This is a genomic window from Mesorhizobium sp. P2_F7, from assembly GCF_056403695.1.
This window is the reverse complement of record NZ_JBFUFA010000003.1, coordinates 311,468-337,772: the sequence shown is the minus strand read 5'-3', so window position 1 is coordinate 337,772 and position 26,305 is coordinate 311,468. Positions and strand designations below refer to the sequence as shown.

The 26,305-nt window shown below is 63.3% G+C and carries 20 protein-coding genes; 7 read left to right on the top strand and 13 right to left on the bottom strand.

The genetic code is table 11. The features are described 5' to 3' along the window. The first annotated feature begins 7 nt into the window (after nt 1-7). From AC1DZ8_RS11330 to hpaH, 5 genes are read left to right on the top strand one after another with little or no spacing between them, the layout of a single operon-like run. Complete coding sequence (locus tag AC1DZ8_RS11330; RefSeq protein WP_477303397.1) at nt 8-394, top strand: 5-carboxymethyl-2-hydroxymuconate isomerase; 387 nt, start codon at nt 8-10, stop codon at nt 392-394. Nucleotides 395-424: 30 nt separating this feature from the next. Continuing rightward, nucleotides 425-1,942: a 5-carboxymethyl-2-hydroxymuconate semialdehyde dehydrogenase gene (gene hpaE / locus AC1DZ8_RS11325; protein ID WP_477303399.1), complete on the top strand. Its 1,518-nt coding sequence runs from the start codon at nt 425-427 to the stop codon at nt 1,940-1,942. 13 nt (nt 1,943-1,955) lie between these two features. Then, nucleotides 1,956-2,936: a 3,4-dihydroxyphenylacetate 2,3-dioxygenase gene (gene hpaD, locus AC1DZ8_RS11320; RefSeq protein WP_477303401.1), complete on the top strand. Its 981-nt coding sequence runs from the start codon at nt 1,956-1,958 to the stop codon at nt 2,934-2,936. A 19-nt stretch (nt 2,937-2,955) separates the two neighbouring features. Further along, entirely contained in the window at nt 2,956-3,831 is an 876-nt protein-coding gene (locus AC1DZ8_RS11315; RefSeq protein ID WP_477303403.1) for a fumarylacetoacetate hydrolase family protein, read from the top strand. Further along, complete coding sequence (gene hpaH / locus AC1DZ8_RS11310; protein ID WP_477303405.1) at nt 3,828-4,631, top strand: 2-oxo-hept-4-ene-1,7-dioate hydratase; 804 nt, start codon at nt 3,828-3,830, stop codon at nt 4,629-4,631. Before AC1DZ8_RS11315 ends, hpaH begins: the two co-directional genes overlap by 4 nt. Before the next feature lie 69 nt (nt 4,632-4,700). On the opposite strand, the gene AC1DZ8_RS11305 is transcribed toward hpaH, so the two are convergent. The 12 genes from AC1DZ8_RS11305 to AC1DZ8_RS11250 form a co-directional block, all read right to left on the bottom strand. Next, the gene (locus AC1DZ8_RS11305) at nt 4,701-5,522 is read right to left on the bottom strand and encodes a D-glutamate cyclase family protein (protein WP_477303407.1); all 822 of its coding nucleotides are present in this window, start codon (nt 5,520-5,522) and stop codon (nt 4,701-4,703) included. 158 nt (nt 5,523-5,680) lie between these two features. Beyond that, complete coding sequence (gene sctT / locus AC1DZ8_RS11300; protein ID WP_477303409.1) at nt 5,681-6,496, bottom strand: type III secretion system export apparatus subunit SctT; 816 nt, start codon at nt 6,494-6,496, stop codon at nt 5,681-5,683. A gap of 10 nt (nt 6,497-6,506) precedes the next feature. Then, nucleotides 6,507-6,776, bottom strand: a complete 270-nt coding sequence (locus tag AC1DZ8_RS11295) for an EscS/YscS/HrcS family type III secretion system export apparatus protein (RefSeq protein ID WP_477303411.1) — start codon at nt 6,774-6,776, stop codon at nt 6,507-6,509. 16 nt (nt 6,777-6,792) lie between these two features. Further along, entirely contained in the window at nt 6,793-7,446 is a 654-nt protein-coding gene (gene sctR / locus AC1DZ8_RS11290; RefSeq protein ID WP_477288481.1) for a type III secretion system export apparatus subunit SctR, read from the bottom strand. Continuing rightward, nucleotides 7,439-8,539: a type III secretion system cytoplasmic ring protein SctQ gene (gene sctQ / locus AC1DZ8_RS11285; RefSeq protein ID WP_477303413.1), complete on the bottom strand. Its 1,101-nt coding sequence runs from the start codon at nt 8,537-8,539 to the stop codon at nt 7,439-7,441. Before sctQ ends, sctR begins: the two co-directional genes overlap by 8 nt. A 111-nt stretch (nt 8,540-8,650) precedes the next feature. Continuing rightward, nucleotides 8,651-9,124 (bottom strand): hypothetical protein, encoded by a 474-nt coding sequence (locus AC1DZ8_RS11280; RefSeq protein WP_477303415.1) that lies wholly within the window; start codon nt 9,122-9,124, stop codon nt 8,651-8,653. Continuing rightward, entirely contained in the window at nt 9,111-10,469 is a 1,359-nt protein-coding gene (locus AC1DZ8_RS11275; protein WP_477303417.1) for a FliI/YscN family ATPase, read from the bottom strand. Before AC1DZ8_RS11275 ends, AC1DZ8_RS11280 begins: the two co-directional genes overlap by 14 nt. After that, nucleotides 10,466-11,083, bottom strand: a complete 618-nt coding sequence (gene sctL, locus AC1DZ8_RS11270; RefSeq protein ID WP_477303419.1) for a type III secretion system stator protein SctL — start codon at nt 11,081-11,083, stop codon at nt 10,466-10,468. Before sctL ends, AC1DZ8_RS11275 begins: the two co-directional genes overlap by 4 nt. Beyond that, the gene (locus AC1DZ8_RS11265; RefSeq protein WP_477303421.1) at nt 11,080-11,694 is read right to left on the bottom strand and encodes a SctK family type III secretion system sorting platform protein; all 615 of its coding nucleotides are present in this window, start codon (nt 11,692-11,694) and stop codon (nt 11,080-11,082) included. The genes sctL and AC1DZ8_RS11265 overlap by 4 nt, the downstream gene beginning before the upstream one ends. Further along, nucleotides 11,694-12,521: a type III secretion system inner membrane ring lipoprotein SctJ gene (gene sctJ, locus AC1DZ8_RS11260; protein ID WP_477303423.1), complete on the bottom strand. Its 828-nt coding sequence runs from the start codon at nt 12,519-12,521 to the stop codon at nt 11,694-11,696. Before sctJ ends, AC1DZ8_RS11265 begins: the two co-directional genes overlap by 1 nt. 16 nt (nt 12,522-12,537) lie before the next feature. Further along, on the bottom strand, nt 12,538-13,152 hold the full coding sequence (locus tag AC1DZ8_RS11255; protein ID WP_477303425.1) for a hypothetical protein: 615 nt from the start codon (nt 13,150-13,152) through the stop codon (nt 12,538-12,540). Between the two features lie 17 nt (nt 13,153-13,169). Beyond that, nucleotides 13,170-13,817 (bottom strand): type III secretion protein, encoded by a 648-nt coding sequence (locus tag AC1DZ8_RS11250; protein WP_477303427.1) that lies wholly within the window; start codon nt 13,815-13,817, stop codon nt 13,170-13,172. Between the two features lie 17 nt (nt 13,818-13,834). Here AC1DZ8_RS11250 and AC1DZ8_RS11245 point away from each other — a divergent pair, with 17 nt between their 5' ends. Then, nucleotides 13,835-14,743, top strand: coding sequence for a L,D-transpeptidase (locus tag AC1DZ8_RS11245; RefSeq protein ID WP_477303429.1), 909 nt, complete (start codon nt 13,835-13,837; stop codon nt 14,741-14,743). Nucleotides 14,744-14,746: 3 nt separating this feature from the next. Further along, complete coding sequence (locus tag AC1DZ8_RS11240) at nt 14,747-15,661, top strand: LysR family transcriptional regulator (RefSeq protein ID WP_477400892.1); 915 nt, start codon at nt 14,747-14,749, stop codon at nt 15,659-15,661. Between the two features lie 46 nt (nt 15,662-15,707). Here AC1DZ8_RS11240 and AC1DZ8_RS11235 read toward each other — a convergent pair whose 3' ends face one another. Continuing rightward, nucleotides 15,708-26,237, bottom strand: coding sequence for a LysM peptidoglycan-binding domain-containing protein (locus AC1DZ8_RS11235; RefSeq protein ID WP_477303433.1), 10,530 nt, complete (start codon nt 26,235-26,237; stop codon nt 15,708-15,710). Nucleotides 26,238-26,305 lie beyond the last annotated feature (68 nt).

Below are 26,305 nucleotides of genomic sequence, written 5' to 3'. Positions count from 1 at the left end.
GAAAGCCTTGCCGCATATGGCGATCGAATATTCCGCGAACCTCGATGCGAAAGTCGACATGCCGGCGCTGTGCGAACTGGTTTCTCGCACCATGCTCGACACCGGCGTATTCGAACCGGGCGCGATCAGGGTTCGCGCCTTTCGCGCCGAGGCCTATGCGATTGCCGATCGTCTGCCCGAGAACGGCTTCATCGACATGAACCTGCGCATCGGCAAGGGCCGCAGCGCCGAGGACAAGAAACGCGCCGGCGAGGCGATCTTTGCGGCGGTCTCGGGCCATCTGGCATCGCTGTTTGCCACCCCGCATTTCGCGCTGTCGCTGGAGATCCGCGAGATCGACGCCGAACTCAGCTGGAAGAAAAACGCCATCCATCCGCGCCTACGCGGCAAGTGATCAGGCGAGAAGAGAGACAGGAAAGACCCGATGGCGGCACTGGACGACAATCTGAGGAAGGCCGAGGCCTATCTCGAGCGCTTCCGCAAGGACGGCGTGCTCAACCAGATCGGCGGCGAGGCGGTACCTTCCGTCGACGGCTCGACATACGAGACGATCTCGCCGATCGACCTGAAACCCATCGCCACGGTGGCGCGCGGCAAGGCGGCCGACGTCGACCGCGCCGCCAAGGCGGCCAAAGCGGCGTTCAAGGACTGGGCGGCGATCTCGGGCGACGCGCGCAAGAAGCTCCTGCATAAGATCGCTGATGCCATCGTTGCACGCGCTGAAGAGATCGCTTTCGTCGAATGCATGGACACCGGCCAGTCGCTGAAATTCATGGCCAAGGCGGCGTTGCGGGGTGCGGAAAATTTCCGCTTCTATGCCGACCGCGCGCCGGAGGCCCGTGACGGTCAAACCATCCGTGCGCCGGGCCAGGTCAACATGACGACGCGCGTGCCGATCGGCCCGGTCGGCGTGATCACCCCGTGGAACACGCCGTTCATGCTGTCCACCTGGAAGATCGCGCCGGCGCTCGCCGCCGGCTGCACGGTGGTGCACAAGCCCGCCGAGCTTTCGCCGCTGACGGCGCGGCTGCTGGTCGAGATAGCCGAGGAAGCCGGCCTGCCCCAGGGTGTGTGGAACCTCGTCAACGGCTTTGGCGAGGATGCCGGCCGCGCGCTGACCGAACACCCCGACATCAAGGCGATCGGTTTCGTCGGTGAAAGCCGCACCGGCTCGATGATCATGAAACAGGGCGCCGACACGCTGAAGCGCGTGCATTTCGAACTCGGTGGCAAGAACCCGGTGATCGTTTTCGCCGACGCCGATCTGGAGCGCGCGGCGGATGCCGCCGTCTTCATGATCTACTCGCTAAACGGCGAGCGCTGCACCTCGTCGTCGCGCCTGCTGGTCGAGGCTTCGGTGCACGACAAGCTCACCAGCCTGGTTGCGGAGAAGGCAAAGCGCATCAAGGTCGGTCATCCGCTCGATCCCGAGACGGTGGTCGGCCCGCTGATCCATCCGGTGCATGAGGAGAAGGTGCTGTCCTATATCGAGATCGGCAAATCGGAAGGCGCGGTCGTTGCTGCTGGTGGCGGCAAGTTCGCCGGCCCGGGCGGCGGCTGCTATGTCAGCCCGACCCTGTTCACCGGCGCCACCAACACGATGCGCATCGCCCAGGAAGAAATCTTCGGGCCGGTGCTGACCGCCATCCCCTTCAAGGACGAAGCCGAAGCACTGGCGCTCGCCAACGACACGCAATACGGCCTGACCGGTTATCTCTGGACCGCTGACGTGACCCGCGCCTTTCGCTTCACCGATGCGCTCGACGCCGGCATGATCTGGGTCAACTCGGAAAATGTACGGCATCTGCCGACGCCGTTCGGCGGCGTGAAGAGCTCGGGCATCGGCCGCGACGGCGGCGACTGGTCGTTCGACTTTTACATGGAAACCAAGAACATCGCGTTCGCCACGGCGCCGCATTCGATTCAAAAGCTCGGCGGTTGACCGGAGAGACATGATGCCCCTGCCCCAACCCAACCTCTATCCCGCCTTCAACATCGTGCGGCTCAGCCATATCGAGCTTGCTGTCACCGATCTGACGAAATCCCGCGCCTTCTATGTCGACACGCTCGGCCTGCAGGTGACCGACGAGACCAGTGACGCCATCTATCTGCGCGCCATGGAAGAGCGCGGTCACCACTGCATCGTTCTGCGCAAGGGGCCAACGGCGGAAGCGCGCGACCTCGGCTTCAAGGTCTTTTCCGACGAGGACCTCGACAAGGCCGAGCATTTCTTCAAGGGCAAAGGCCTGCCGGTCGAATGGGTCGAACGCCCCTACCAGTCGCGCACTTTCCGCACCCGCGACCCGCACGGCATTCCGCTCGAATTCTATTCGAAGATGGAGCGGCTGCCGCCGATCCATCAGAAATACGCACTCTACAAGGGCGTGAAGCCTTTGCGCATCGATCACTTCAACTGCTTCTCGCCGAATGTCGACGAGGCGGTTGCCTTCTACAACGAGCTCGGCTTTCGCGTGACGGAATATACGCAGGACGAGGAGAGCCACAGACTGTGGGCGGCCTGGATGCACCGCAAGGGCGGCGTGCACGACATCGCCTTCACCAACGGTGTTGGCCCGCGCCTGCACCACGTCGCCTTCTGGGTGCCGACGCCGCTCAACATCATCGACCTGCTCGACCTGATGTCGACCACCGGCTGGCTGCCGAACATCGAGCGCGGGCCGGGTCGGCATGGCATCTCCAATGCCTTCTTCCTCTACATCCGCGACCCCGACAACCATCGCATCGAGATCTATTGCTCGGACTACCAGACGGTCGACCCAGACCTCGAGCCAATCAAATGGGATCTGAAGGACCCGCAGCGTCAAACGCTGTGGGGCGCGCCGGCGCCAAAAAGCTGGTTCGAGGAAGGCAGCGTGTTTGCCGGTGCAAAGCCGCGCACGTCGGATCTGGCGGCCTCGCCGATCATTGCGCCTTAATGGCCACGGAGTTTTGAGTATGAGCCATGGACGCCTCGCCACCTTCACCGTTGGCGGCAAGACGCGCTACGGCGCAATCACCGACAAGGGTGCTGTCGATCTTTTAGCGCGGCACAGCCAATGGCCAACGCTGCGCGAGGTGATCGAGGCTGGCGCCTTGCGGCGAATAGCCGAGGAAGCGGATGCCTATTCCCCCGACTTCGCGCTCGACCCCATCGCCTACGAGATCCCGGTCCCCTCGCCGGAAAAGATCATCTGCGTCGGCGTCAATTTTCCGGACCGCAATGAAGAGTACAAGGACGGACAGGCTGCCCCCTCCAACCCGTCGCTGTTCATCCGCTTTCCGCGCTCCTTCGTCGGCCACGGCGCGCCGCTGGTGCGGCCGCCGGAATCGCCGCAGCTCGACTATGAGGGCGAGATCGTCATCGTCATCGGCAAGGGCGGCCGCCGCATCGCCGAAGCCGATGCGCTCGGTCACATCGCGGCGCTGTCGCTGTGCAACGAAGGCACCATCCGCGACTGGGTGCGTCACGCCAAGTTCAACGTCACCCAGGGCAAGAATTTCGACCGCACCGGCTCGATCGGGCCATGGCTGGTGCCGTTTGCCGACGAGGCGCAGATTGCCGACATCGGACTGACCACGCGGGTCAATGGAGAGATACGGCAGCGGGACCGCACCGGCCGCATGATCTTTTCGTTCCGCAAGATCATCAACTACGTCTCGACCTTCACCACGCTGGTGCCTGGCGATGTCATCGTCACCGGCACACCGACCGGCGCCGGCGCGCGCTTCGACCCGCCGATCTGGCTGAAGCCGGGCGACGTCATCGAGGTCGAGGCCGACGGCATCGGCCTGCTCCGCAATGGCGTCATCGACGAAGGAGCCGCCCGATGATAACGGAAGCGCAAGTCGAGGAGGCTGCAGGCAGGCTGTTCGAGGCCGAACATGACCGCCGACAGATCAGGCTGCTCAGCCTCGATTTCCCTGAAGCGACGATGGACGATGCCTATCGCGTTCAGGCAGCACTGGTGAAGCGGAAGGCCGCATCGGGGCTCACAATCAAGGGCTGGAAGATCGGGCTGACCTCGAAGGCCATGCAGCAGGCGTTGAGCATCGACATTCCCGACTCCGGCATTCTGTTCGACGACATGTTTTTCGAAGACGGCGCAACGGTGCCGGCCGGCCGCTTCATCCAGCCGCGCATCGAGGCCGAGATCGCTTTCGTGATGAAGGCGCCGCTGGCCGGCCCCGACATATCGATCGACGATGTGCTCGACGCTACCGACTACGTCGCGCCTGCGCTGGAAATCCTCGACACCCGCATCGAGCGGATGAACAGGGAAACCGGCAAGATCCGCACCTTCTTCGACACGATCTCCGACAATGCCGCCAATGCCGGCATAGTGGTGGGAGGCCGTAAGGCCAATCCGCGTGACGCCGACTTGCGCTGGATCGGCGCCATCGTATCGCGCAATGGCGAGGTCGAGGAAACAGGCCTTGGCGCCGGCGTGCTCGACCATCCGGCCAAGGGCATCGTCTGGCTCGCCAACCGGTTGCATCAATATGGCATGCGCATCGAGGCCGGACAGGTCGTGCTGTCAGGTTCCTTCATACGACCGGTCGAATGCCGGCATGGCGATACCATCGTCTCTGATTTCGGACCCTACGGGACGATCCGCATCGCCTTTGCCTGACAAGCAGCAGCCGAATTCGATGCGCTAGGTGCGGCAAAATGATGCCCACTCGATTGTTCGGGCGGCATCTCAGGACCGACGCATTTGACCCGGCTGCGCATCCACATCGGTAATCAGCATGTGACCTGGCGACACCGTGACACACAACGCCAGTTCGGCGCGTGCAAGGGCATCTTGGGCCGTGAGGCTGCTGGCCCAAAATACAGGGACTTCACCTTCCCTGATTTCGACCGCATCGCCCCAGTCGGGCGCCATCAAATCCTTGATACCGATCGCCGCCGGATCGCCAACATGGATGGGAGAGCCGTGAGCATGCGGGTAGCGTGCGGTGAGCACGCGCACCTTGTCGACATCGCATCGTTTTATCGGCCGCATCGAGGCGAGCATCTCACCCCCGAACGGCCCAACCTGGCACGTCTGGATTCTGGTTCGGAAAGTGGGTGGTGTTTTTCGATAGTCGGTGCTGCGCAGCCTCACACCCTTTTCAGCAAGCGCTGAGTCTACGCTCAAGGCACTGCCGAGCGCGAAGGCGGCAAAGTCGTCGCGCCACAAATCGATGATGTCCGTTTTCCAGCCAATGACCTCGCCGAAACAATAGATGTTGTACTGCGGGGCGTCGGTACGGATATCGATGTCGCCAAGGGTCGGCAACGACGGGCTGCCGATGCGGTTGATGCCGACCAGCGGACAAGGTTTCGGATTGCGAACGCAAAACTGATGAAATTCGCCGGCGAAGCGGCGCGGCAAAATAACAACATTGGCCTGGAGCTTGCCGCGCGCAAGTCCGGTTGTGCGCCCCTCATAGGCGCCTGTTCTGACAAGTTTGCGCAGCCGGCTTGACTCGACGAGCCGCAAATCCTCAGACATCAGTGACGTGGAAGGGTAAGCCATGGCTTCCAGAGGTATGCACGGTTCAGAGTCAGGTCGTGACTGTCTAAGATCATCGACGCCTCGTCTGCCTGTCAAATTCTTATAATCTTTCCTTGCCGATAAATTCTATTTATTGGCCGGCCAATGCCTACGCTACAGACAGATCCTGCCACTATGCTTCAGCGACAGCCTCGACAGGCTATCGCTTCTATTTGCCGGCCGGCCTCGTGCAGGAAACCGAGGTCGCGATTCATATAGAAAATGAGGAACGCGGCGTAGAGGACGAAGACCAGGCTGAAAACCAGCGTCTTGACGACCAGCGAGAGCGCGAAAACGTTGAGATGGGGGGAAGCGCGGGCAAGAAATGCCAGCACGATGTCGGACAAAAGCATGCTGATGACGAGGGGAAACACCAGGGTGAGCGCCATCATCAGGATGCGATTGAGCAGGCCCAGGAACAGCAAGGCGGCCTCCTTGCTGAACACGGGCAGGAGCGCGTCGACCGGCCAGAGGCCGTAGCTGTCATAGATGCCGGTCAAGGAGAGCTGGAGCCCGCCGGCCGCCAGATAGACGCTGAGCATCGTAACCGCGAGCAAGGTGCCGGTGGAACTGGTTTCGTGGGTCATCATGGGATCGATCAGGCTCCCCATCGTCGAGCCGCGCTGCAGGTCGAGAATGTCGCCCGCCGCCTCGGCGGCCCAGAACGGGATCCCCATCGCCAGGCCGAGCGTCACGCCGACGACCGCCTCCTTGAGAATATAGAGGACGACCAACGTCATCGAGATGTCGGCGCTCGCCAGCTTGCTTGCGATCATCGGAAAGACCGGAACCGCCAGCGCCAGCGCAACGCCGTTGCGCAGAAGCCCCGACAGCGGCACGCGCGAAAAGAGCGGCATCAGCAGCATGAAGCCGATCAGGCGGGCCAGCGCAAAGCTGCCGGCAAGAAGGTAGAGCTGAAACTCCCGGAGGGACGCGAAGAGGGGTTCGGCCGCCATGTCGTGCGGCTCAGCGCGTAAGGGCCGGAAATTCATCCAGCGCCGCCGATGCCTGCTGGGCGATCTGCTGGCCAATCAGCGGGCCGGCGACCATGATGACCAGCAGGATGACGACGAGCTTGATGGTCTGCGGCAGCGACTGGTCCTGGATCTGCGTCAGCGCCTGCGCAAGGCCGACAAGGAGACCGACGGCAAGTGCTGCGACGATTGCCGGGCTGGATGCCAGCAACACCGTCATAAGCGCGCCCTGGACCCTTGCCAGGACAAGATCGTTGTTCATGCAGCTCTCCTGCGCCTCAAACGTAACTCAGGATGAGGCCATGCATCAGCCTCGACCAGCCGTCGATGGCGACGAACAAAAACAGCTTGAGCGGTATCGAAATGAGGACCGGCGAAACCATGATCATGCCAAGCGTCATCAGGACATTGGCGACGACGATGTCGATGATGAGAAAGGGCAGATAAAGCAGAAAGCCGATCTCGAAGGCACGCGTCAGCTCGGAGGCGACAAAGGCCGGAACCAGGATCGAGAGATCGTCGTCCCTGAGGTTCTGGCGCGCTTCCGGCGGCCAGAGACGGCTGGTGCCGTCGAGGAAGAACTGCCGCTCCTGTGGCTTTGTGAACTTCATGAGATGCCGCCGCAACGGCTCGCGAACCAGTTGCGCCGCCCTGGCGATGTCGTCGGTGGTCTGGAGCTGGACCTGCCCCTCTTCAAGCCGGTTCATCATCTCGCTCAGCACCGGCGTCGTGACGTAGACGGTCAGGACAAGCGCAATGCCGTAGAGCACGAGATTGGGCGGCATCTGCTGGACGCCAAGGGCGTTGCGGATGAGAAACAGCACAACCGATATCTTCAGAAAGCCCGTCATCGTGACGACTGCCAGGGGCAACAGGCCGACAAGGCCGATGGCCAGCAGGATCGCGAGCAGGTTGGGCGAATTCTCAACCATTGTCGAACATCCGCAGGATCCGTACGCCCAGATGGTCCCCCACCCGCACCACCTCGCCGCGGCCGACACGTTTGCCGTTGGCCATGATGTCGACCGTCTCTTCTACGGCATCGGGAAACGCAACGATGGCACCAGGCGCAAGCTGCCTGACGTCTCCAAGCGGCATGACAGTGCGGCCGACCTCGAAAGCGAGCGCAACGGGCAGCTCATCCAAGCTCGATTCTTCCAATGTCTGGCCGCTTGGCGGTGTCTTCTGATCCATGGTCCACTCCCAGTTCGATCCGGCGATTGCCGCCGGCGCGGCAAGCAATTGCGACCCGGCGGCTGTCAGGCGCACCGGCGCGAAAAATCGCTCTGCAACAATGATTGCCGCCGTTCGGTCCTTCTCGGCATCGCCCAGCAGGATGACATCGTCGGGCTGCAGGCTACGGAGCATGCCAAGGGTGATTGTGAGCGCGTCACGCCGAAGACAGACCAGCAGCGGGAAATCGGTCGGAACCGGAAGCGGTGCGCCGGCCTCGTCAAGGAGGCGGGCCAAGCGAACCGCGAGCTCGGCATCGTCGGCAAAAAACGTGCATTCCGTCGTTTGACCGTCACCGCTCAAGGCGAGGGCGAAGGGCGTCGTTGGCGGCGGTGCGGCGCTGCGTTTGATCGAGATGAATTCTATCTTTTCGCCGAGCGCGCCCTCGAGCCTTTCAATGTCGTCGGCCAGGACAGCTTCCAGCAGCAAGGCGGCGTGCGGGGGCGCAAGCTTGCTCAGGTCCACCGAAACCTTCGCCTTGGCCAACAACCGTTCGACGGCGCGAAGCGGCAGTTGCAATGTTGCCCTCTTTGCACCGACCGTCACACCGATCGCGCACAGGGATTGCTCCGCCACGTCCGTTGCCGGCCATCGGGCGGCAATTTCGGTTTTGTCGCCCGCAACCGTGATCCGGGCCTTGCCGCGCCGGCGGTAGAAGGCGTTCAACGCCGCCATCTCGGTTGCCGTCACAGATGCCGGCATCAGCCGTTCGGCACCGTCTGTCCGGCGGGGCTGGCGCTGCTCCCGATCCTGTCGCGCCATCGTTTCGGCTGACGCCAAAGCCTGCAGCATCTTGCGTTGATCTCCACCGTCAGGGCCGCATCATCGGGCCGGGGCGCTGCCGTTCCGCAAGAATGGCGAAGCGCGCGCCGTGCCTTTTGTTTTCAAGCAATTGCGAAGGACCTAGCGCGACGAACCACGTTCATCCTCCTCGGCGAGTTCCAGCAATGCGAGACGGCGACGCGCGCCGCGCCTGTCCAGGGCCTCCGTCAACCGATCCAGTTTCGACACCGCCAGCTGGCGCGCATGATGGCGGCGGCGGGCTGCCGACAGTTCCGATGCCAGGCGGTCCCTGTCCGCATCCGCGGCCTTTTGCCGATCGCGCAGTTCCTCGGTCCTACCGGCGGCGGCCTCGAAGCGGCCCCGAAGCCCATGCAGGCTCGCGACCTTGACCGGACGGCCAACGAGGGAACCGAACGCCGCATCCTCGGCATCGGCCGTTTGACGCACATGCCGGCTGACCGCCGTGGAGGCATCCCGAGCGATCACAGCCGCCCTGCGCTCGGCGCCATGTCCCTTGATGACGTCCTGCAGCGCGCGGTCTTGCCTGCGGCGCCTGAGCTCGCGTAGTCGAACGATCATGTCATGGTCGGTCATTGACGATGTCCCGCATGCGTTGACGTGTGGTCTCGAAATTTTCCTGGGTGGCAGAGGGCTGGCGCAGGAAGGCGTTGATCGCTTCCATCTTGGCCACGGCCTCGTCCGCGATCGCATCGCTGCCCTTTTCATACTCACCGACACGCAGCAAAAGTTCGATGTCGGCGTAGCGGGCAAGCAGCGCCCGCAGATGGCCCGCATCGGCGCGATGCGCCGGTTGCGTGACCGCTTCCATGAGGCGGCTGCGGCTGCGCAGCACGTCGATGGCGGGGAAATGGTTGCGCTGTGCCAGTTCGTTCGACAGGAACACATGGCCGTCGAGAAGGGCCTGGACCTCCTCGGCGACGGGGTCGAGCGTGCCGTCGCCTTCCAGAAGGACGTTGTAGAGGCCGGTGATCGAACCGATGCGGCCGGGGCCGGAGCGCTCGAGCAGGCGCGGCAGAACCGCAAACAGCGACGATGGAAAGCCGCGGCGGGTCGGCGGCTCGCCCGACGCCAATCCGATCTCGCGCTGCGCGCGGGCAAAGCGCGTGATGTTGTCCATTGCAAGCAGGACGTGCTTGCCCTGATCGCGAAAATATTCGGCAATGCTGGTCGCCACATAGGCCGCCTTGACGCGCTCGATTGCAGGCCTGTCGGACGTCGCCACCACAACGATCGCCCGCGCGCGCCCGCGCGGCCCGAGCTTGCGGTCGAGGAATTCGCGCACCTCGCGGCCGCGCTCGCCGACAAGGGCAACCACGGACACGTCTGCATCGGTGCCGCTGACGATGTCGGACAGGAGATTCGACTTGCCGACGCCGGGCTCGCCGAAAATGCCGACGCGCTGGCCACGCGCGCAGGTCAGCAATGCGTCAAGCGCGCGGATGCCGAGCTGGATCGGCTCGGAGATCAGGCTGCGCTCCAGCGGCGATGGCGGATAGGCGTTGACGGGGTAGGTGCCGGCAATGCCTCCGGGCGAAAGCGGAGTGCCGTCCAACGGCTCGCCGAGGGCGCTGATGACGCGTCCGAGCAGGCCGGGACCGACGGGCACACGCTGGTCCTTTCCGGTCGCAAGCACTTCCGTCAGGTTCGACAGGCCGGCCACATCGCCAAGCGGAACCAGGATCGCCATGTCGTCGAAGAAGCCGACGATTTCGGCCTTGGCGACGGCGCCGGTCCTGGGGTCGGACAGTTCGCAGACCTCGCCGATGCGGGCTTCCTCGACGGTCGCATGGATGACCCAGCCGGTGACCCTGCGCACTCGCCCCTTGCGAGGCCGGCTGGCTTCGTCGCGCAGCACCGACCGCAGGTTCGGAATGATCGACGCCAGACGGCTGTCGCTCTCGGACACGGGCGCCGTCATGAAGCCTGCGCCCTTGCGGCGATCGCGCCTTCTATGGCCCGCAATTGTGCGTCGATGCTTGCGTCGACGACGGCAAAGTCGGTCGACAAGGTGCAGGCGCCGGCGGCAAGGTTTTCATTGGTGTCGATCTCGACCGTCATGCCGAGCTGGCTGTCACGCAACATCGCGTCCAGTGCATCGCGCACCTTGTCCAGGGCGCCGGGGTGGATCTGGACCTTCAGATGTTTGCCTCTGCGCAGCTCGGCAACGGCTTGCCTTGCGGCCTGCGCCACAAGCGTGCCGACGTCGAATTCCCCAAGCACGCGCTCGACCACGCCAAGCGCCAGGCTGACGACCTCGTTTTGAATGCCGCCGAGGTAGCGATCCACCTTGACTGCTGCCTCGCTTATCAGGCGGGCGGCTTCCTCTTCGCCTCGCGCCTTGCCGTCGTCATAGCCCTGCGCATATTCGGTCGCATAGGCGCGCCGCGAGGCCTCCCGCAACTGCTGCGCTTCGCGCCGCGCATTCTCGACCAGGGCATAGCCCTCTCGCAGTTCGCGCGCCTCTGCCGCGCGCAGGATGCGGGCGTGGGGGCGCAGCGAAACCGTGCCGGATGCCGTGTGCGGTTCGCTCATGGCCCCATCGCTCGTCGCACAATGGCAGGCCCGGCCCTAACGAAGGCTTCGTCTGCCTTCTGGTCGATCAGCGCATGCGGCATGAGCTTCAAACGCACGCGCATGCCCGTGTCGCCGGGCTGCGACTGACACCAGGCGCCAAGGCAACGCAGGCCGTCCTCGTAAACCAGGCCATGGACATCTTCCAGCGGCTCGGTCGGCCGCTGCGGCCCTGTCAGATCGCGATTGGCGAGGGCAAAGGCATAGGCATCGGCTCCAAGCGCTGCCTGCAGGGCGGCGGCTTGCCGGCCGGCAATGACCGAGGCCAGACTGCCGGCCCAATAGATCGCGCCGGACCGCAGCGCTATGTCCTCCAGCGCCTCGCCGGAGGCAAGGGCGATGGCCCGGTCGATGTCATCGGCAGGCGCCGCGGTTTCCAAGGACAGGCCGTAGCGCTCCATCAAAATTCCGGACAGCCGGCCATGCAGGCGTTCAGCACCAAGCATGTGCAGGCATGCGGCTTCGTCGATCGAACCATCGAAGCACGGCACCAGCCGCGCCGCGTCCGCGTAGGCGGCGGGATTGGACAGGAATGCCTGCCAGCCAGCACTCTGCGCCGGGTCTTGCTGCATCACGTCCTCTTCAACGGAATTGCCGCGGGATCCAGCGCGTAGACCCCGGACGGCCGTCGGCGCCACTGCAGGTAGAAAAGCCGTGAGCCCAACGCCAGGATGACCGCCGCCATCCCGCAAAACAGCCACATGGCCGCGTTGAGGCTGTCGGGATGCAGCCAGATGCCGAGGAACGATGTGAGCCTTGGCTCGGTGATCGCCTCGGGCGCCGGCGCCGGGATGAGCGTGACCGAGACATTGTCATAGGTCAGCCCGGCCACGCCCTTGGCCACCAGCATCTTGACCTGCGGGACGAGCTCGTTCATCGCAACCGATGCACGATGCCGGATAAAGACCGACGCCGATGACGGCACCAGCTGTTGCCGCAGCGGGTCGTTTTCGGGCAGGACGAGGTGAACGCGCGCGGAAAGCACGCCATCTATGTCGGAGATCGTCTGCGACAGTTCCTGGCTCAGGCCGTAGATCATCGTCGCCCGCTCCTCCACCGGTGACGAGACCAGCCCGCCTCGCTTGAACACATCACCCAGCGTCTGAAATTCCTGTTTGGGCAAGCCGTTCTCATCGAGAATGGCCATGGCTTCGGCGAAGCGACCTTTCTCCACCGAAACCGCCATCTTGCCGTCCTTGGCCGTCTCGCTTTGCGCCGCGATGCCATGGCGCATCAGCGTCGCCACGATCTCGTTTGCCTGCCTCTGGTTCAAGCCCGAATAGAGCTCCACCGAACATGCCTGAAGCAGAAGAATTGCGAGAAAGACGAGCGCGAAGCGGCCGCGCGCGACGCAACCGTTCAACAGTCTTGTCAACAGCGGTGATGACAGGTTGAGCACGAACACTCCTTGACGCCTACTGTTGCTTGACGAGCGCGTTGGTCGACGAGGTGGCGGCGGTGACGCTGCTCGTCACCAGTTCGAGGTTGGCGGCCGCCCACATGACCGAGATGTATTTGTCGAGGAGTTCCTCGTTCGTCGTCGGATCGGTCGGATTGTCCGCCGCCCCGGTCGTCTGCTCGGGCGACTGCCCGGCCGTTGCTTTCGCCGACGAGGCCGGGTCTCCGAAGGCCTTCTGCATGCCCTGAAGCGGTCCTTTCAATGCGTTGATGGCCGCGCCGAACATCTCGGACGGCCCTTTGAACGCCATGCCGCCTGCCTTTTCCGCCTCGGCCAGATATTCAAACAGCTGTCGCTCAACGATCGGTTCGATTCTTCCAGGATTGGAGGACTGCCCGGCCATGGCCGGGCTGGCGCCGGCCGATGCCTGCGCCACCTGCTGGCCGGGCCGCGCGGCAGTATCGCCACGCTCGGCCGCGCCGGCTTTGGCCGCCTCATGCTTTTCCTGCATGGCGCCGACCATCCGGTTGCCCTCCGGCGTCGCGGCGGCAATCGTCTGCTGCTGCGTGGCGGCGCTTGTGGCCAGGCTCGAAAGCGTGGCCTCCAGCGCTCCGATGGGTGCGATAGCCATGGGCTTGACCTCCGTCCTCAGTCGGCCTTGTAGGAAGGCACATCCACCACCTCGGCCTGCTTGGCGCCGCGAAAGACGCGGATTGATGTAACTTTCGCGGACTGCTGCTTGGGTTGCGGTGCGGCGGCCTGCCCGAGCGTCTGCTTTACCAGCGCGATATAGGACGGCGGACCCGATACCGAGGCGGCTTCGTCCTGCCTGGAGATCGTGACGGGAAACCTTGGGTCGAGCACGCCCAGCCGCGACAGCCGGTCCTGCGCTCCCGCCACCGCGTTGGCACTGAGGGGCAGTATCTCGGTGCGAATTTCGGCCTCGGTCGCGACGTTCATGACGATGCCGTCGAAATGCCAGACCAGGCCATAGCGGCTGCAGATCGCTTCGAAAAATGCGCGCGCTGAACTCTGCGGCATGCCGGCGCTGAGCCGCCCCTTTACCTCGGCGCTGACCCGTATGGGCATACCCATATTGCGCCCCAGTTCGATGAGCGCGTCCGACACGGACTGGTCGATGGCAATGTATTTGTAGGGCCCTGGCGGCCAGTGCGGTTCGGCAGCGGCGGACCGGCCGGCAAGACCGAGCATCAGCAACAGTGCCAGAATACCTGTTCCGGCGGCCGCAGCCGCCGCCTTCAGGTCTAACCGGTCGATGTAGCGTCCAGTCGCCATCTGATCCTGCCCGAGGCTTGCAATCGGCCATCATCCGCCACGTCGCTCGAAAGCGCCGCCTGATCATTCTATCGCGCGGACATGGACATTGGAAGTCCAATTGGAATGCGATTGTTAAATTCGTGCCAAATGTTGCGCAGGATCTGCAAAGCGCTATGGTGTGGACTGAATCGGATGCAACCACCGACATCGCCGGCACGAACAGGCAAGAAGTACAGCCAACAGGATCGGTCTTTGTGACAGGAAACAGCGGTCCGCTTGCAAGACAGTCGGCCGGGTTCACCGCGCGAAGCCGCGGCCGGGCGGCGTTGGGCGGTGCATGGCTGATTGCCGGTACGATTGTGTCGGCACACGCTCAATCGAATGGCGGCTACGATCCCAGAAGCTGGACCTACGACCAGGATAGAAGCCTGCTAGTATCGCCTGCCGCTCCTGACGAAGCGCCGGACGAAGGCCCGACGCCGGCGCGCTCTGCGATGTCAAGGCAGGTCGTGGACTTCAACGAGCCTCAACCGAAGGGATCGATCGTGATCGACACCACGCAACGGCGTCTCTACTACGTGCTGGGGAACGGTAAGGCGCTGCGCTATGCGGTGGGCGTCGGCAAGCAAGGGCTGGAGTGGTCCGGCCGCGATACGATCTCCAGCAAGAGAGACTGGCCGGACTGGCGGCCGCCCGCCGAAATGCGGGCCAGGGAAGCAACCGGGGGTCGGGACCTGCCGGCACGCGTTCCCGGAGGACCAAACAATCCATTGGGCGCGCGCGCCCTTTATATCGGCAACACCCTGTACCGCGTTCATGGCACCAACCAGCCATGGACCGTCGGCCAGGCGAATTCTTCCGGATGCATCCGCATGACGAACGAGGATGTGATCGACCTCTATGACCGGGTCAAGATTGGCGCCCAGATCATTGTCCGGCATTGAACCTTGATCCCCTTCAACATCAAACAGCTCGAGACCTTTCTGCTGGTTGCGACCTTCGGCAGTTTTCGCAAGGCGGCCGACCGGCTGAACACGACGCAACCGGCGGTATCGGCGCGAATAGCGAGCCTCGAGGAGGCGCTCGGCGCCAGGCTGTTCGAGCGCCAGAGCAGCACAGTCAAACTGACTGCCGAGGGCCAGCGTCTGCTGCCGCCCGCGCAACGCGTTTTGCGCGACGCGGAGCGCTTGCAGCTCGCCGCCAGCTCGCTTTCCGAAACGGCGGGAGTGCTGAGGCTAGGCATGGCCGAATCGATCGTGCACACATGGCTGTCGGACTTCCTGGGCGAGCTCAAGGAACACTACCCGCTTGTGGAGACCGATATCGTCGTCGACGCCACGACAACGCTGCGCAGCGAGCTGATGTCTCATCGCATCGATCTGGCGGTGCTGATGGGGCCGGTGCTGGAGTACGGCATCGAGAATGTCGATCTGCCGTCCTTTCCGCTGGTATGGGTCTGCGCGCCAAACCTGAAGTTGCCGAAGTGCGGTCAACTGACCCTGAACGAGTTGATGCAGTTTCCAATCATCAGCTATGCCCGCAGTACGAGGCTCTACAGCGAAATCCATCGCAAGCTCAGCGGTGAAGTGGAACAGACGCCGCGCATCTTTCCCGCCAACTCACTCGCGGCGTCGATCAAGATGACGCTCAACGGCATCGGCATTGCCTCATTGCCCGAACAAGTGGTGCGGGAACACACCGCGGACGGCACATTGCGCATCGTCGACTGCGAATGGCATCCGTCCGATCTGCAATTTACCGCTTCTTATCCTTCGGAGCCCTCAAACTCCGTAGCCGAAAGGGCGGCCAATCTCGCCGCCTGCGTTGCCCGAAGGTACGCGGCGCGAGCCGTTGAGCCATAGCTGCCCGCCGCTTTGGTGACGCGGAGGGCGCCCTGTCCACTGGCCGTCACACCGACCTGTCGGGCAGATAGATCCTGTCGCCCGAGACGATCATATCCGGCGTCAGGATGTGATCCATGTTGAGCATCATTGTCTGCGCCACATCGACCGACTGGCTCCTCGCAATCAGGCGGATGGTATCGCCGCTTTGCGCCTGGACCCAGCGATAGCCATCCTTTTCCAGCGTGGGGTTCGTGCGGCCTTCGGAATCGCCATTGCCCTGCGGCTCGACATAGTTGACTGGCTTCAGGCCGCCACGCGGTCTCCCGCTTGTGGGAGGCGGCGATTGCGACGGCTGGGAGGACGTCGATTGAGGCGCCGGCGGTTGCGATGACTGTGGTGCTGGCGGTTGAGAGGCCGTCGTTTGGGGCGCCGGCGGCTGAGATGACTTAGGCGATGGTGGCACCGGCGACTGGGACGTCGTTGGTGTCGGTGTCGGTGTCGGCGGTGTGGCAGGCTTTACCTTCCAGGGTTCGCCGTCGAGAGTGTCCCAGGCAAACAGGATCATGCCGACGCCGAAGGTTATTCCGAGCGAGAGACGGTCGGCCGTCGCCCAGCGCTTGTCGGACTTGGCCCTTTGCTCGGACTCCTGCTCTGTCCTGGGAACCGGCTTGCGGTTCAGAATGTCGGTTCTGGCGGCCGACGCCCAGAACTCGCTGCAGCCGACGGTAAACAGGCCGCCCGCTACCCAAGCTAATGGGGAATCGAGGTTCTGGAATGTGTAGAAGGCCGACCCAAGCACATAGAGCGGTTCGCCGAGATGCTCGCCCGCATTTCGGAATACAGTCCGTCCGGTGAAGACTTGCAGCCCGGTCTTGGTGCCGAAGATGATATTGCCAAGACCATAGGTGCCGTTCACCCACAGATTGTCGCCGTGCAGGGCAGCATTGACTGAACCCGGCGCCGCAAAGACGAAGGTTACAGCGTTGATGGCGTTAAGCGTTCGCCCAAGCCGCGTGTTGCCTGCCGTGGCGTTGGGAAAAATTGCCTGTGCGCTGAAGACAAGGCCACGAACCCCAAAGGCCACGCCGGAAGCTGTTGCGGCCCATTGCGGCGGTAAGGCTTGCTGTATCCCGTAGGCGGTGCCGGCCATGCCACCGAACGTCGCGACGAGTTGGCTGTTTTCCTTCCACCGGGCATGGCCCAGAACCTCGTCGACCGCGGCGGCCTGTACAGGCGTCATGGTCTTCTTGTGGGTTGCCCGGAAGGTCGTCATGTGCAGCACGGAAAGCGCCTTGGCCTGATCCGCGGACATCCATTCAAACTGCTCGGGCGTGAACTTGCGGAAGAGGCCCGGGCTCATTTCGCCGAACCGTTTTGGCGGCACTGCAGCGATCTGCGGTTGGGTGAAGGCTTCAATGTGGTCAAGCGGGAAGTCACCCCATTGGGCCACGGTCAGCTGAGGGACTTGCTTTTCGGTCAGCCAGGGAACCTGACCGGCATTGAGCTTCTTCACGTCGATCGCCCCGACCTTGTCTTCGGGGATCGCTCGAACCATAGGTTCTGTAAATGAGCTCAACCGGCCAGCCTCGCCCAGATCCGCGAATTGCTTTGAGGTGAACTTCGCGACCTGGTCGGGTTCGAACCAGGCAATTCGGCTTGGATCCACCTTCGTCATATCGAAGAGGGCGACCTTGTCTCCCGTGATCTGCTGCCATTGCGGCCGCGTAAGGTTTGAACTCAAACCGGTATCGATCAGATCCTGCGTCTGTTTGTCGGTGAGATTGCCTATGTGGCCCTTGGTCAACCAGGGAATTTGTTTCCCTTCCAGACCCGCAATGTTGACATCAACGATCTTGGTCTCAGGGATGGCGCGCAATTGGGCCCTGGTGAGATGAGGCAGCAGGCCCGCGCGATCCATGTCACCCAACTGCTGTTTCGTCAGTTTCGCCACCTGCTTGGGTTTCAGCCAGGAAACCTGGTTCGGTTGAAAATTGCTCATGTCGAGGCCCGGCACTCGAGCGAGCGGGACCTTCTGGACGCCACTTTGGGTAAGCCCCTTCTTGGGCTGGCCTTTGTCTGCGGGCGCGGGCTGGCCGGGTTGCAGCAGAGGTCCGGTGGCGCCGCTTATGTAGTGGTCATACGCTTTGTCGGCCTGGTTGCGATAAAACTCGGTGTAAGTTCCCTCGCTGGTGCTCGGCTGCCTGTCGCCAATCAGCTTTGCCATGTCGGCGATAGCCTGGGGCCGACCGATCTCGCCGGACTTGTATTGGACGAATATTTCGGCCATCGGCACATCGCCGGCGAGAATTGCAGCCGGCTTGCCGCCATTGGCCGCAAGCTCGTCGGCCACGACATACTGAGTGAATGTCGCTTCGCCCTCGGGGTGCAGATTGGCTGAGACCACCGCGTCGCCATAAGCCTGCCGGTCGCTGAAGTTGTCGGGTTTGAGGTCGACCGCGCCGCTGGCAGCGTGCTTTGCCTCATGGCTGAACAGATCGACGAATTCGGCAAGCACAGTGTCGCCGTCCGAGCCGGGCGCGCGGAACGTTTCGGCGTCGACAAAGATGACCCCCAGATTGCTATCGAATTGCGATCCGGTCGCTGTCACGTCCTCGCCGGTGCCGGCGTCGGAAAGCCTGAGATCGCGCCGCGCCGGGTTGACGATACGCACGCCCCTGTCATGAGCGTCGCGCAGAAGGCCCATAAGCGTTGGCGACCTGCTGAACTGATCCACCAGGCTGTCCTTGGTGACTTCAGGCATGCCGAGATCCTGATGCAGCATGTCATTGAGCAGGCTCGACGCCTCCTTGCGATATGCCGCGATTTCGGTCGGCGTCAGCGGCTTGGCCATGGGGTTGTCGAAGAGCCCATGCAAGACCGGCCCGTTCTCTGATGACACCGGCCTTGGCGCCGGATTGCCGGGAGTAGCGATGTCCCTGCCTGTTGGCGATGAAGGCAATGCGCTTTGACGGGCGTCGCCCTCGAACAACAGATTGAGGTAATGGGCCTGCGTGGGTGTCAGTTCGCCCCGCGCCTGCTGATCCAATTGTTGCCGCAACGCTTTCCACGCCGCCCTGCTCATGCCGTCGGGCCGTCCCTGGGCAGTGGCGAGCTGGTCCGGATACGGCGCATTGCCGAGTTCCGGAAACACGTCCGAGACGCGTTCGCCGGCAAGCCTGACCTGAGGATTGGAAGAAGCAGCCGCCTCGCCGAGATAGGCATCGAGATGCACCAGGAAATCCGGTGTCACGCGCCCGCCCGACGTTCCCAGCGCCGACAGGACCTTGTTTGCGCCTTCGCTGAATTGGGGATGCGGGCGCGCGGTCCGGTCATGAGGAACCAAGGCCTTGTTCACCGAGCCGGCCTCCGCCGTCAGCAACGGCAATTGCGGCAGGCTCACGGACGCGCCGAAGCCGTAATCCGTCCGGTCCAGCCGGTTGACGGGGCCAGCGCCCGCCTCACGTGGCACACCCTGGAAGGCAACGCTGCCGCGCCAGGGCTCCTTGCCGCCTCCGAAAGGCGCAACGACGCTGAAATTCCGGTAGAGGACGCGGTCGTCCATGCCGGGCACCTTGCCTTCGGCGCTGTAGTGGCTGGCGCCGCCTCGCGTGGCCTCTTCCCAGAACGAGGCCGCCTCACGGCTGAGCGGGCCTTCGGGCCTTAACGTGTAGCCCGGCCGGCCGCCCTCGCCGCCAAGATAGTAGAGCTTGCGCGCGACGAAGGCTCCGCCGACGGAGAAGCCGCCGATGGAAACGGACAAGCCAAAGGCTTTTTCGCTTTGATACGTGTTCTTCGTCAGCATCGGCGCCGCGCCGATCCACTGACCGGTCGTTTTGTCGAATGCATAGTTCGGCCGGTAGCCATTGGCGAAAAGTGCCTGGCCCTTCGCATCGTCGGGATGGACAGGCAGCAGGAAGCCGGTGCCGCTGGGACCATTGTTCTTCAGGCTGAGTTCGCCATAGGCTTGGCGGCTCGGCAGCGGCAAACTGATGCCCAGCATCGATCCGCCGAGCCCAAGCGTGTTGGTCGCCAGGCTGTTCAGTGCCGGCCCGCCAACAATGTTGGACTCGTGCTCCTGCAGGAACCAGGAGACCGTCGCGCGGTCGGAGCGCCAGACACCTTGCGCATCGGTGAAGAAGTTCGGCGACCGCCACGAGCTTGCGCTGTCGGCATCCCGCAATTGCTGCAGAAGCACAGGCACGGTGCTGTTGATTTCGGTGCCGACCTTGGGCTTGCCGCCAGGCAGCGCGTCCGCCAGGGAGTGGGCCAGCGACTGGACCACGGGATCGGCGGATTTCTGCTGGTTGGCGGCATAGGCGCGCATCTCTCGCCACAGATGCGGCGTCCACGTGTCGTGCCCGGACAGAACCTTCTCATTGTAGCGGCCTTCCGGCGAAAGCTTGCCGGATGGGCTGAACGCCCGCCCCGGCTGCAGCCTGGGACCGTAAACCCATGTGCCGCCGGCATCGGCGGCAAGAACCTGCAGGAGCGCGTCCTGCTGCTCCGGTGTCACGACCTTGCCGGGCTTGGTGGCGCGTCCCTTCAAAGCCGGCAGCGCGGCCTTTGCCGCGGCGGCAAGGCTCGGATCGGTGGCGCCCGTCGCGGCCTCGACGTAATCGCGCACGATATCGCGGCCGGCATCGGTCCAACGGGCATTTGCCGGCAGCGCTCCTGATGTCAGCAACTGCTCGCCGCCAGGCAAGCCGCTTTCGGACGACAGACCAAGTCGGTCGATCACTTCGGCCGGCGACAGTTGCGGCAGCTTGCCTTGCACACCGAACACCTGGAGTGTCGTCACGCCGTTCATCGAAAGCTGCCCGACCGGCTTCGAGCCGGTGAAGGCGCTGTGCTGGTCCGCATCGAGGATTTCGGTCAACGCATGATGCTGGGCCGGCGTCATTTCGGTGCCGGCCTCTGGCAGGCCCCTGCCCCCCAGTTGCAGCCTGGTCGTGGTCACGGCATCGCGTAGAACCGGATCCGTCGAGCGTTCGAGCGAATGCAGATAGTCGCCGACGAGTTCCACCTGCTGCGGTGTCCATGTCGATGCGGGCGTTGCCGTCTCGCCGGGCAGTTCAGGCAAAGTCGCGGCAAGCGTTTCTCCCAGCGCCGAGCAGTTCGTGATCTCGGCATTGTCCTTGGGATCGAAGGTATGGACCTCGCGCGCGGGCGTGTTGACCCTGATCTGGCCGTTGGGCGTCGTCATAGACAGCCGTTTGGCGCGCTCGACGGTAGAGCCGGAACCCAGGTAGCCGGCTTCCGTGACATGTTCACCCGGCACGACATCGCCGTGGACAATGCTTGCCTGCGGACCGGCGATGATGACTGTCGCTTCCAGATATTTGCCGCCCGCCTCGACATAGATGCGCTGTCCCGCGGCGACCCCTTCCGGGACCGGTCGCTGGTAGATGCTGTCGACCAGTTCGCCAAGCTTCGGATAGTCATAGCGGGGGGCGGTGTCGAGGTAACGCGTGCCGATGCGCCGCAGGCCGGCTTTGATGGCGAGGAACGTCTGGCCCAGGCTGAGCGGGTTCGACGAGAACCTGTTGATGATAGGCGTGCCGTCGGACCTCACGGGTTGAGGTTGCCCGGTGTCGGTCACCGCGCTTGTCTCGGCCTCTTGCCACGTGAGCGGTTCGGTCGTCCAGCGGCCATTGTCGCCGAGATAAAGCACTGGCAAGGAGGGATCGAGTTCGACGGGAGCCGGAACCGGCTTCGCTGCGGCCTCGATTGCTTTGGTTTCAGGCAGGGCCGTCGTTCGTTGCCCTGCCGGCAGATTGAAGTCGGAAAGGGTCTCGCCGGTATGGCGATTGCCGATCGTATAGCGCATCAACGGATGGGAGCCTCCCGCGGAACCGCTGGCGTCCCGTGAGGTTTGATCACCAGAAAAACTGCGGCTTTCTGGGTCCCAGATCAGCGGACGCTGCGCATTTGCCACCACCACCGTGCCTGGCACGACGATCGGATCGTTGTCGGCGGGCGCATCCCCCTCCGGCTTTGTCGATGACCGCGAGACTGGAACCAATGCCGTGCCAGGTTCGCTCGCGCCACCGGCATCGTCCACGTCTTGGCGAATGACGGGAAAAGCAGGATCGTGGTAGACCAGTTCTCCTGTGTCCACAAACACGCCGTCTGCGTCGGCTTCCAGCAGTTTCATCGGTTTTCCCGAATGGCCTACGGCCGGCTCGGAAGTCCAGGAATCGGTGTAGTCGGACGAGGCATCCTCGTTGAAGCTGGCGGGCCCTGCCTCGTCGCCTGTTCCCGGGCGTAGCATGCGCAGCCCGTGTATGCCCAGGCCAGTTCCGGTAACGCCGGTACCCACGCCAAGGATTGCGTTGGCGAACTGGAGACCGCTCATCTGGTCTCCATTGCTGGCAAGATCGACAATCGACGCACCGACCAATGGCAGGCCTGCAGACACCGCGCCGACATCCACGCCCCAGGCCGCTTTGTTGAGCTTGGTGCCCGATTGCATATAGGTTTGCGTCGCATCAGCCAGCGGCGAACCCGCGCGTGTCGCGCCGATGCTGCCACGGAAGGCCTGAAGCGCGTTAATTTCCTTTTCGCCTAGGGCGACCTTCCCAGCCATGCCCACGGTGCGAAACGTGCTGGAGACTCCCGGCAAAACCGTTGTCACGACGCTGCCGATATTCATCAATGAAGCGCCATCGTCCCACTCGCCACCGTGGTTCAGATAGTCGACCTCCTTCATCAGCGCCCGGGCCCCGAGATACGCCGCTCCCGTATAGGCTATTGGCGCCGCGACCGGCGCAAGCGGCGTGAATGACAGGACGGTGGCGATGCCGGTGCCGAGGCCAATCAAAGGATCGACAAGCCTGTCCATGACCGAGACATGACGCGCATCGACGACCTCGAGCGCGATCTTGCCGTCATTGCCGGCCTTCATCTCAAGGCCCTTGGGAATAACCAGCTTGCCGCCTTCGGCAAACTGTATGGTGTGGTCCTGCATATCGGCCACGTCGGCAAAATCATGCGAGGTCGCATCGACAAAGCGCGTGCCTCCGTCGCTGTCATGCACGGCAAAGAAGGCCGTCGGCCGCATGCCTACGGCTTTATCGACGTAGAAGATCGGCACGACGCGCACCGCTGCATTCTTGCCGCCGATATCGCGAATCGCTTGCGCCACATCGTCGATGGTCTTACCGCCTTGTTCGGTCGAAGGATCGAGATTGAGCGCACGGGCTACGGTGTTCTCGAGGTCCTTGCCCGGCTGTTCGTGGAACGTGTTGTCATAGCCCGATTTCAGCATCTGCTTGAATTTGGGCTGATAGATCACATCGAGCGTCTCCTGCTCATGCCTGTCCAGATAGGATCTGTCCACGCTGGCGTTGCGCTCGATCAACAGCGAGGGCTCACTCGCCATGAGCTTGTGGTAGTCGCTGAAGCCCTGCACCACCTGGCGCAAATCTTCCGCTTTCGAGATCTTGTTGCTCGTTGCTTTCAGCGCCAGCTGGGCGGCAGCCAGCTTCGGATCGACCCAGCGGCCGGTGGCGTCGCCGTCCTGTGTATCGAGATCGATCCAGACCGCCTTGCCGCTCTGCGTCAACGCATCGATGCCTATCTGCGAATAGGCCTGGGCAACGTCCGGCGCCACTTTGATGGTCTGCCCGTCAACATCGATTTCGACCGGCTTCTCGCCTTTGGCCAGCGTTCCGTCAGGCGCGTTGATGGTTCCAGATCCGTTTGGCGCCGCAAGGCCCTTGTTGACGTCGGCTTGCAGCCCGGCCAGCTTGGCTTTCAAGTCCGCAATGCCCTTGTCGAGCTGCCCGTTGAATGTGTCGTTGAGCGTCTTGGCCGCCTGCTGCTCGGTGACCTTGACGGCCGTCAGACCGTCTGCAGTGCATTGCAGCGCGTTCGAACCATCCCCCTGTAGAAGTTGTTGCCAGTCCTTGTTGAGCTGACGGTCGCGATAGTCATTGCGGACGTTCTTGTTGTCCGACCTGTAGGTGAGCGCCTGCTCCGTCGTTCCCTCTTCGAAGTGGTTTACCACCCAAAGCTGCCCATCGCGAACCTCAAGGGTGGATCCCTGATAGCGTCCGAGGTAGTCGCCGTTGATACGGCTCACTTTCTCGTTCGGGTCGAATTTCTGCTTACCGAGGTACTCCTGAAGCAATCGCTGCTCGAGAGCGTCCTGCCGCGCGCCGACCTGGGCGGCGTTGTTGTGGGCGTCATAGTAGTTCTGTTGGGCCTGCGCCAGCTCCAGCTGACTGGTCGCGGCAGTCTGCAGCGCCTTGAGGTCCTTGTACTCCTTGGAGTCCACGGGAACGCCTTTGAAGTCGGCCTCATTGAGCATGGAATCGATGGTGAGCTTGTCGCCCTTGCTCAGATGCAGACTTACTTCGGAAAACTGCCTGTCGATGGCGGCGTGGTCGGCAACCTGCTGAGCGTATGACGGTCCGGGCGGCGCGCCCGTTGCCCTCACAGACGGCACATTCGGATTGGTCAGCGGGGCGAGCTTGCTGTTGCCCGCAATGGCCTCGCTGAGCACACGTCCGGCGTTTTCATACTCGGCGCGCGCGCCTTGCGCGCTCTTGAGCATGGTATTGGCCTTGGTCAGCCGATCCTGTGCCTCGGCGAGCGTTCCCTGCGGCTTCTGCACGGTCCATACCTGCCCCAAGGGGGCCAACCGCTTGTTGACGGTGGCGCGCGCTGCGGAGACGGCGCCTTTGTAGGCGGGATCGAGAAGCTGAACGTCCAACTGAGCCTGCTGCTGGGCAGCCAGCGCGCGTGTCTCATTTACCCGCGACCACGCAATGTTCTTGTTGATCATGGCCTGGGCGACTTGCGGATCGACCCAGGTCCAGACGCCATCGATATTCATCGGCGTCCACTTCCCTCCGGAAGGGGCGTTGCCTGGCGGCGGGGTGCCGAACGTACCGACCACCTTGTTGTTGCCGTCAAGCTGGGCCGGCTCGCCCGGGCCGTATTTGTCGAGCAAGGCCTTCAAATCCAGATCGGCCTTCGACGCATCCGCAATCAGACCAGGCAAGGCCTCCCCGGCCAGAATGCCCTCGACAAGGGTCTTCACGACCTGGCCTTCCTTGGCCACCTCGGGGTCGCTGCTGTTGGGGTTCACGGCCATCAAGGTGTTGGCCAAGGCCGCCTGCGTGCTTCCGGCATCGATGGCCAGATCGGCGCCCGTGGTGGCGTTGTGCAGCGTCATGCTGCCGTCGGGCCTGGTGGTCAGCGTATAGCCGTTGAAGGTGACCGTTACCGTCGTACGGCTGCCGCTCGCGACAGTGACCTTTTCGCCCGGATGGATGACTGAATCGCCAGGTGAACTGAAAAGCTGCGGGTTGGCCCGCCGCAAGTCGTCTACCGAAACGCCATATTGTTTCGCGATCGCGCCCAGGCTGTCGCCCGATTTCACCTCGTACTCGATGGGCTTGCCGCCATTGATCTGCTCGGTGGTGGTCGTCGTCACCCGGCCATCCTTGTCGGTGACCGTCTTGACTTGCGTGCCGGCTTTCGGATCGATGGCGGTGGTCGTCGTCTCGCCCGTCGCGATGGTGCGAACGGTTTCACGGGTCTTGCCGTTGCCATCGGCCCATTGCGTGGTTTCTTTGCCACCGGCATTGGTCACGACAGTGCGTTCGTCGTGCTGGATGTCGTTGGTGTAGACGGTTTTTGCGCCGGTGTGCGCGTCGACGATTTCGACCGACTGGACGTCGCCATTGCCGCTCGTTGCCGCCACGGTCTTGACCTTGTAGCCGGCCGCCTGAAGCTCGGCGGTGACCTGTTCCGGCTTGAGGTTGTTCTCGCGCGCGATCTGGTCGATGCTTTTCCCCGCGGCCAGGCCGTCCTTGATGATGCGCGTGCTGTCGCCGCCGGGCTTCTGCTTGGGAGCCAAGGTGGTCTTCGTTCCATCCGGACCGGTAACGGTGGTCACCGGAATGGACGGGCCGCCGCGCGGCGTCACCGTCTCCACCGACGCGCCGTTCGGCATCGATGTGCGCTCCGTTACCGTACCCGTGCCGAGATCGTCCTCGTAGCGCGTCGTCACCGCGCCGGTGTCGGAATTGTAGCTGCTGGTCTCCTTGCGCCCGAGCCCGTCGCGCACCGGCGTCGAGGTCGTCGGGCCGCCAGCCTTTTCCTGAACGGTCGTATAGTAGCTGCCGTGCTGGTAGTCGTAGTTTTGCGTGACAGTGCGGCCACCGCCAGCGTCTATGGTCGTGGTTTCGAATTCGCCATTGCCGCTGACGGTCACGTTCATATGTCCGGACCTGAGTGCGGCAATGACCTCCTCGGGCTTCATCCCGCGCGCGGCGGCGATCTGATCGATGCTCCTGCCGCGTACGGCCTCATCGACGATGCCACACGCCTTTGCCGCGTCGTCCTCAGCCTTGCTTGCGTTAAGCTTGACCGGAGCCATCGCGGTTGGCGCAAACTCGTAGCGCTGAGGAAAGATGTATGGCGTCAGCGCCGTGGAGGCGCGCACCGGTTGAAAACCGTTTGTGGTCGCATTGGCGCGCGCCAGATTGGTCACCGACGCCGCCTGCGCCTGAAGCCGGGCTGCCTCGATCGCGCTCGCAATCGCCTTTTGCAAATCGAGCAGGGTCCTGGCGAACGATATCATGGGTGCGACCTCCGGATTGCGTTGCCGGCGACAAGACAGCCGCCACCCGCTCCGGTCACACCCCTGGG

Bases quoted from the DNA above. Each gene is read 5' to 3' on its own strand.
- hpaE (WP_477303399.1), top strand. From the start codon at position 425: ATGGCGGCACTGGACGACAATCTGAGGAAGGCCGAGGCCTATCTCGAG.
- AC1DZ8_RS11275 (WP_477303417.1), bottom strand. From the start codon at position 10,469: ATGACGGCGCCCGTGTCCGAGAGCGACAGCCGTCTGGCGTCGATCATT.
- AC1DZ8_RS11295 (WP_477303411.1), bottom strand. From the start codon at position 6,776: ATGAACAACGATCTTGTCCTGGCAAGGGTCCAGGGCGCGCTTATGACG.
- AC1DZ8_RS11265 (WP_477303421.1), bottom strand. From the start codon at position 11,694: ATGCAGCAAGACCCGGCGCAGAGTGCTGGCTGGCAGGCATTCCTGTCC.
- sctT (WP_477303409.1), bottom strand. From the start codon at position 6,496: ATGGCGGCCGAACCCCTCTTCGCGTCCCTCCGGGAGTTTCAGCTCTAC.
- AC1DZ8_RS11255 (WP_477303425.1), bottom strand. From the start codon at position 13,152: ATGGCTATCGCACCCATCGGAGCGCTGGAGGCCACGCTTTCGAGCCTG.
- hpaD (WP_477303401.1), top strand. From the start codon at position 1,956: ATGCCCCTGCCCCAACCCAACCTCTATCCCGCCTTCAACATCGTGCGG.
- AC1DZ8_RS11235 (WP_477303433.1), bottom strand. From the start codon at position 26,237: ATGATATCGTTCGCCAGGACCCTGCTCGATTTGCAAAAGGCGATTGCG.
- AC1DZ8_RS11280 (WP_477303415.1), bottom strand. From the start codon at position 9,124: ATGACCGACCATGACATGATCGTTCGACTACGCGAGCTCAGGCGCCGC.
- AC1DZ8_RS11315 (WP_477303403.1), top strand. From the start codon at position 2,956: ATGAGCCATGGACGCCTCGCCACCTTCACCGTTGGCGGCAAGACGCGC.
- sctR (WP_477288481.1), bottom strand. From the start codon at position 7,446: ATGGTTGAGAATTCGCCCAACCTGCTCGCGATCCTGCTGGCCATCGGC.
- sctQ (WP_477303413.1), bottom strand. From the start codon at position 8,539: ATGCTGCAGGCTTTGGCGTCAGCCGAAACGATGGCGCGACAGGATCGG.
- sctL (WP_477303419.1), bottom strand. From the start codon at position 11,083: ATGAGCGAACCGCACACGGCATCCGGCACGGTTTCGCTGCGCCCCCAC.
- AC1DZ8_RS11250 (WP_477303427.1), bottom strand. From the start codon at position 13,817: ATGGCGACTGGACGCTACATCGACCGGTTAGACCTGAAGGCGGCGGCT.
- AC1DZ8_RS11305 (WP_477303407.1), bottom strand. From the start codon at position 5,522: ATGGCTTACCCTTCCACGTCACTGATGTCTGAGGATTTGCGGCTCGTC.
- hpaH (WP_477303405.1), top strand. From the start codon at position 3,828: ATGATAACGGAAGCGCAAGTCGAGGAGGCTGCAGGCAGGCTGTTCGAG.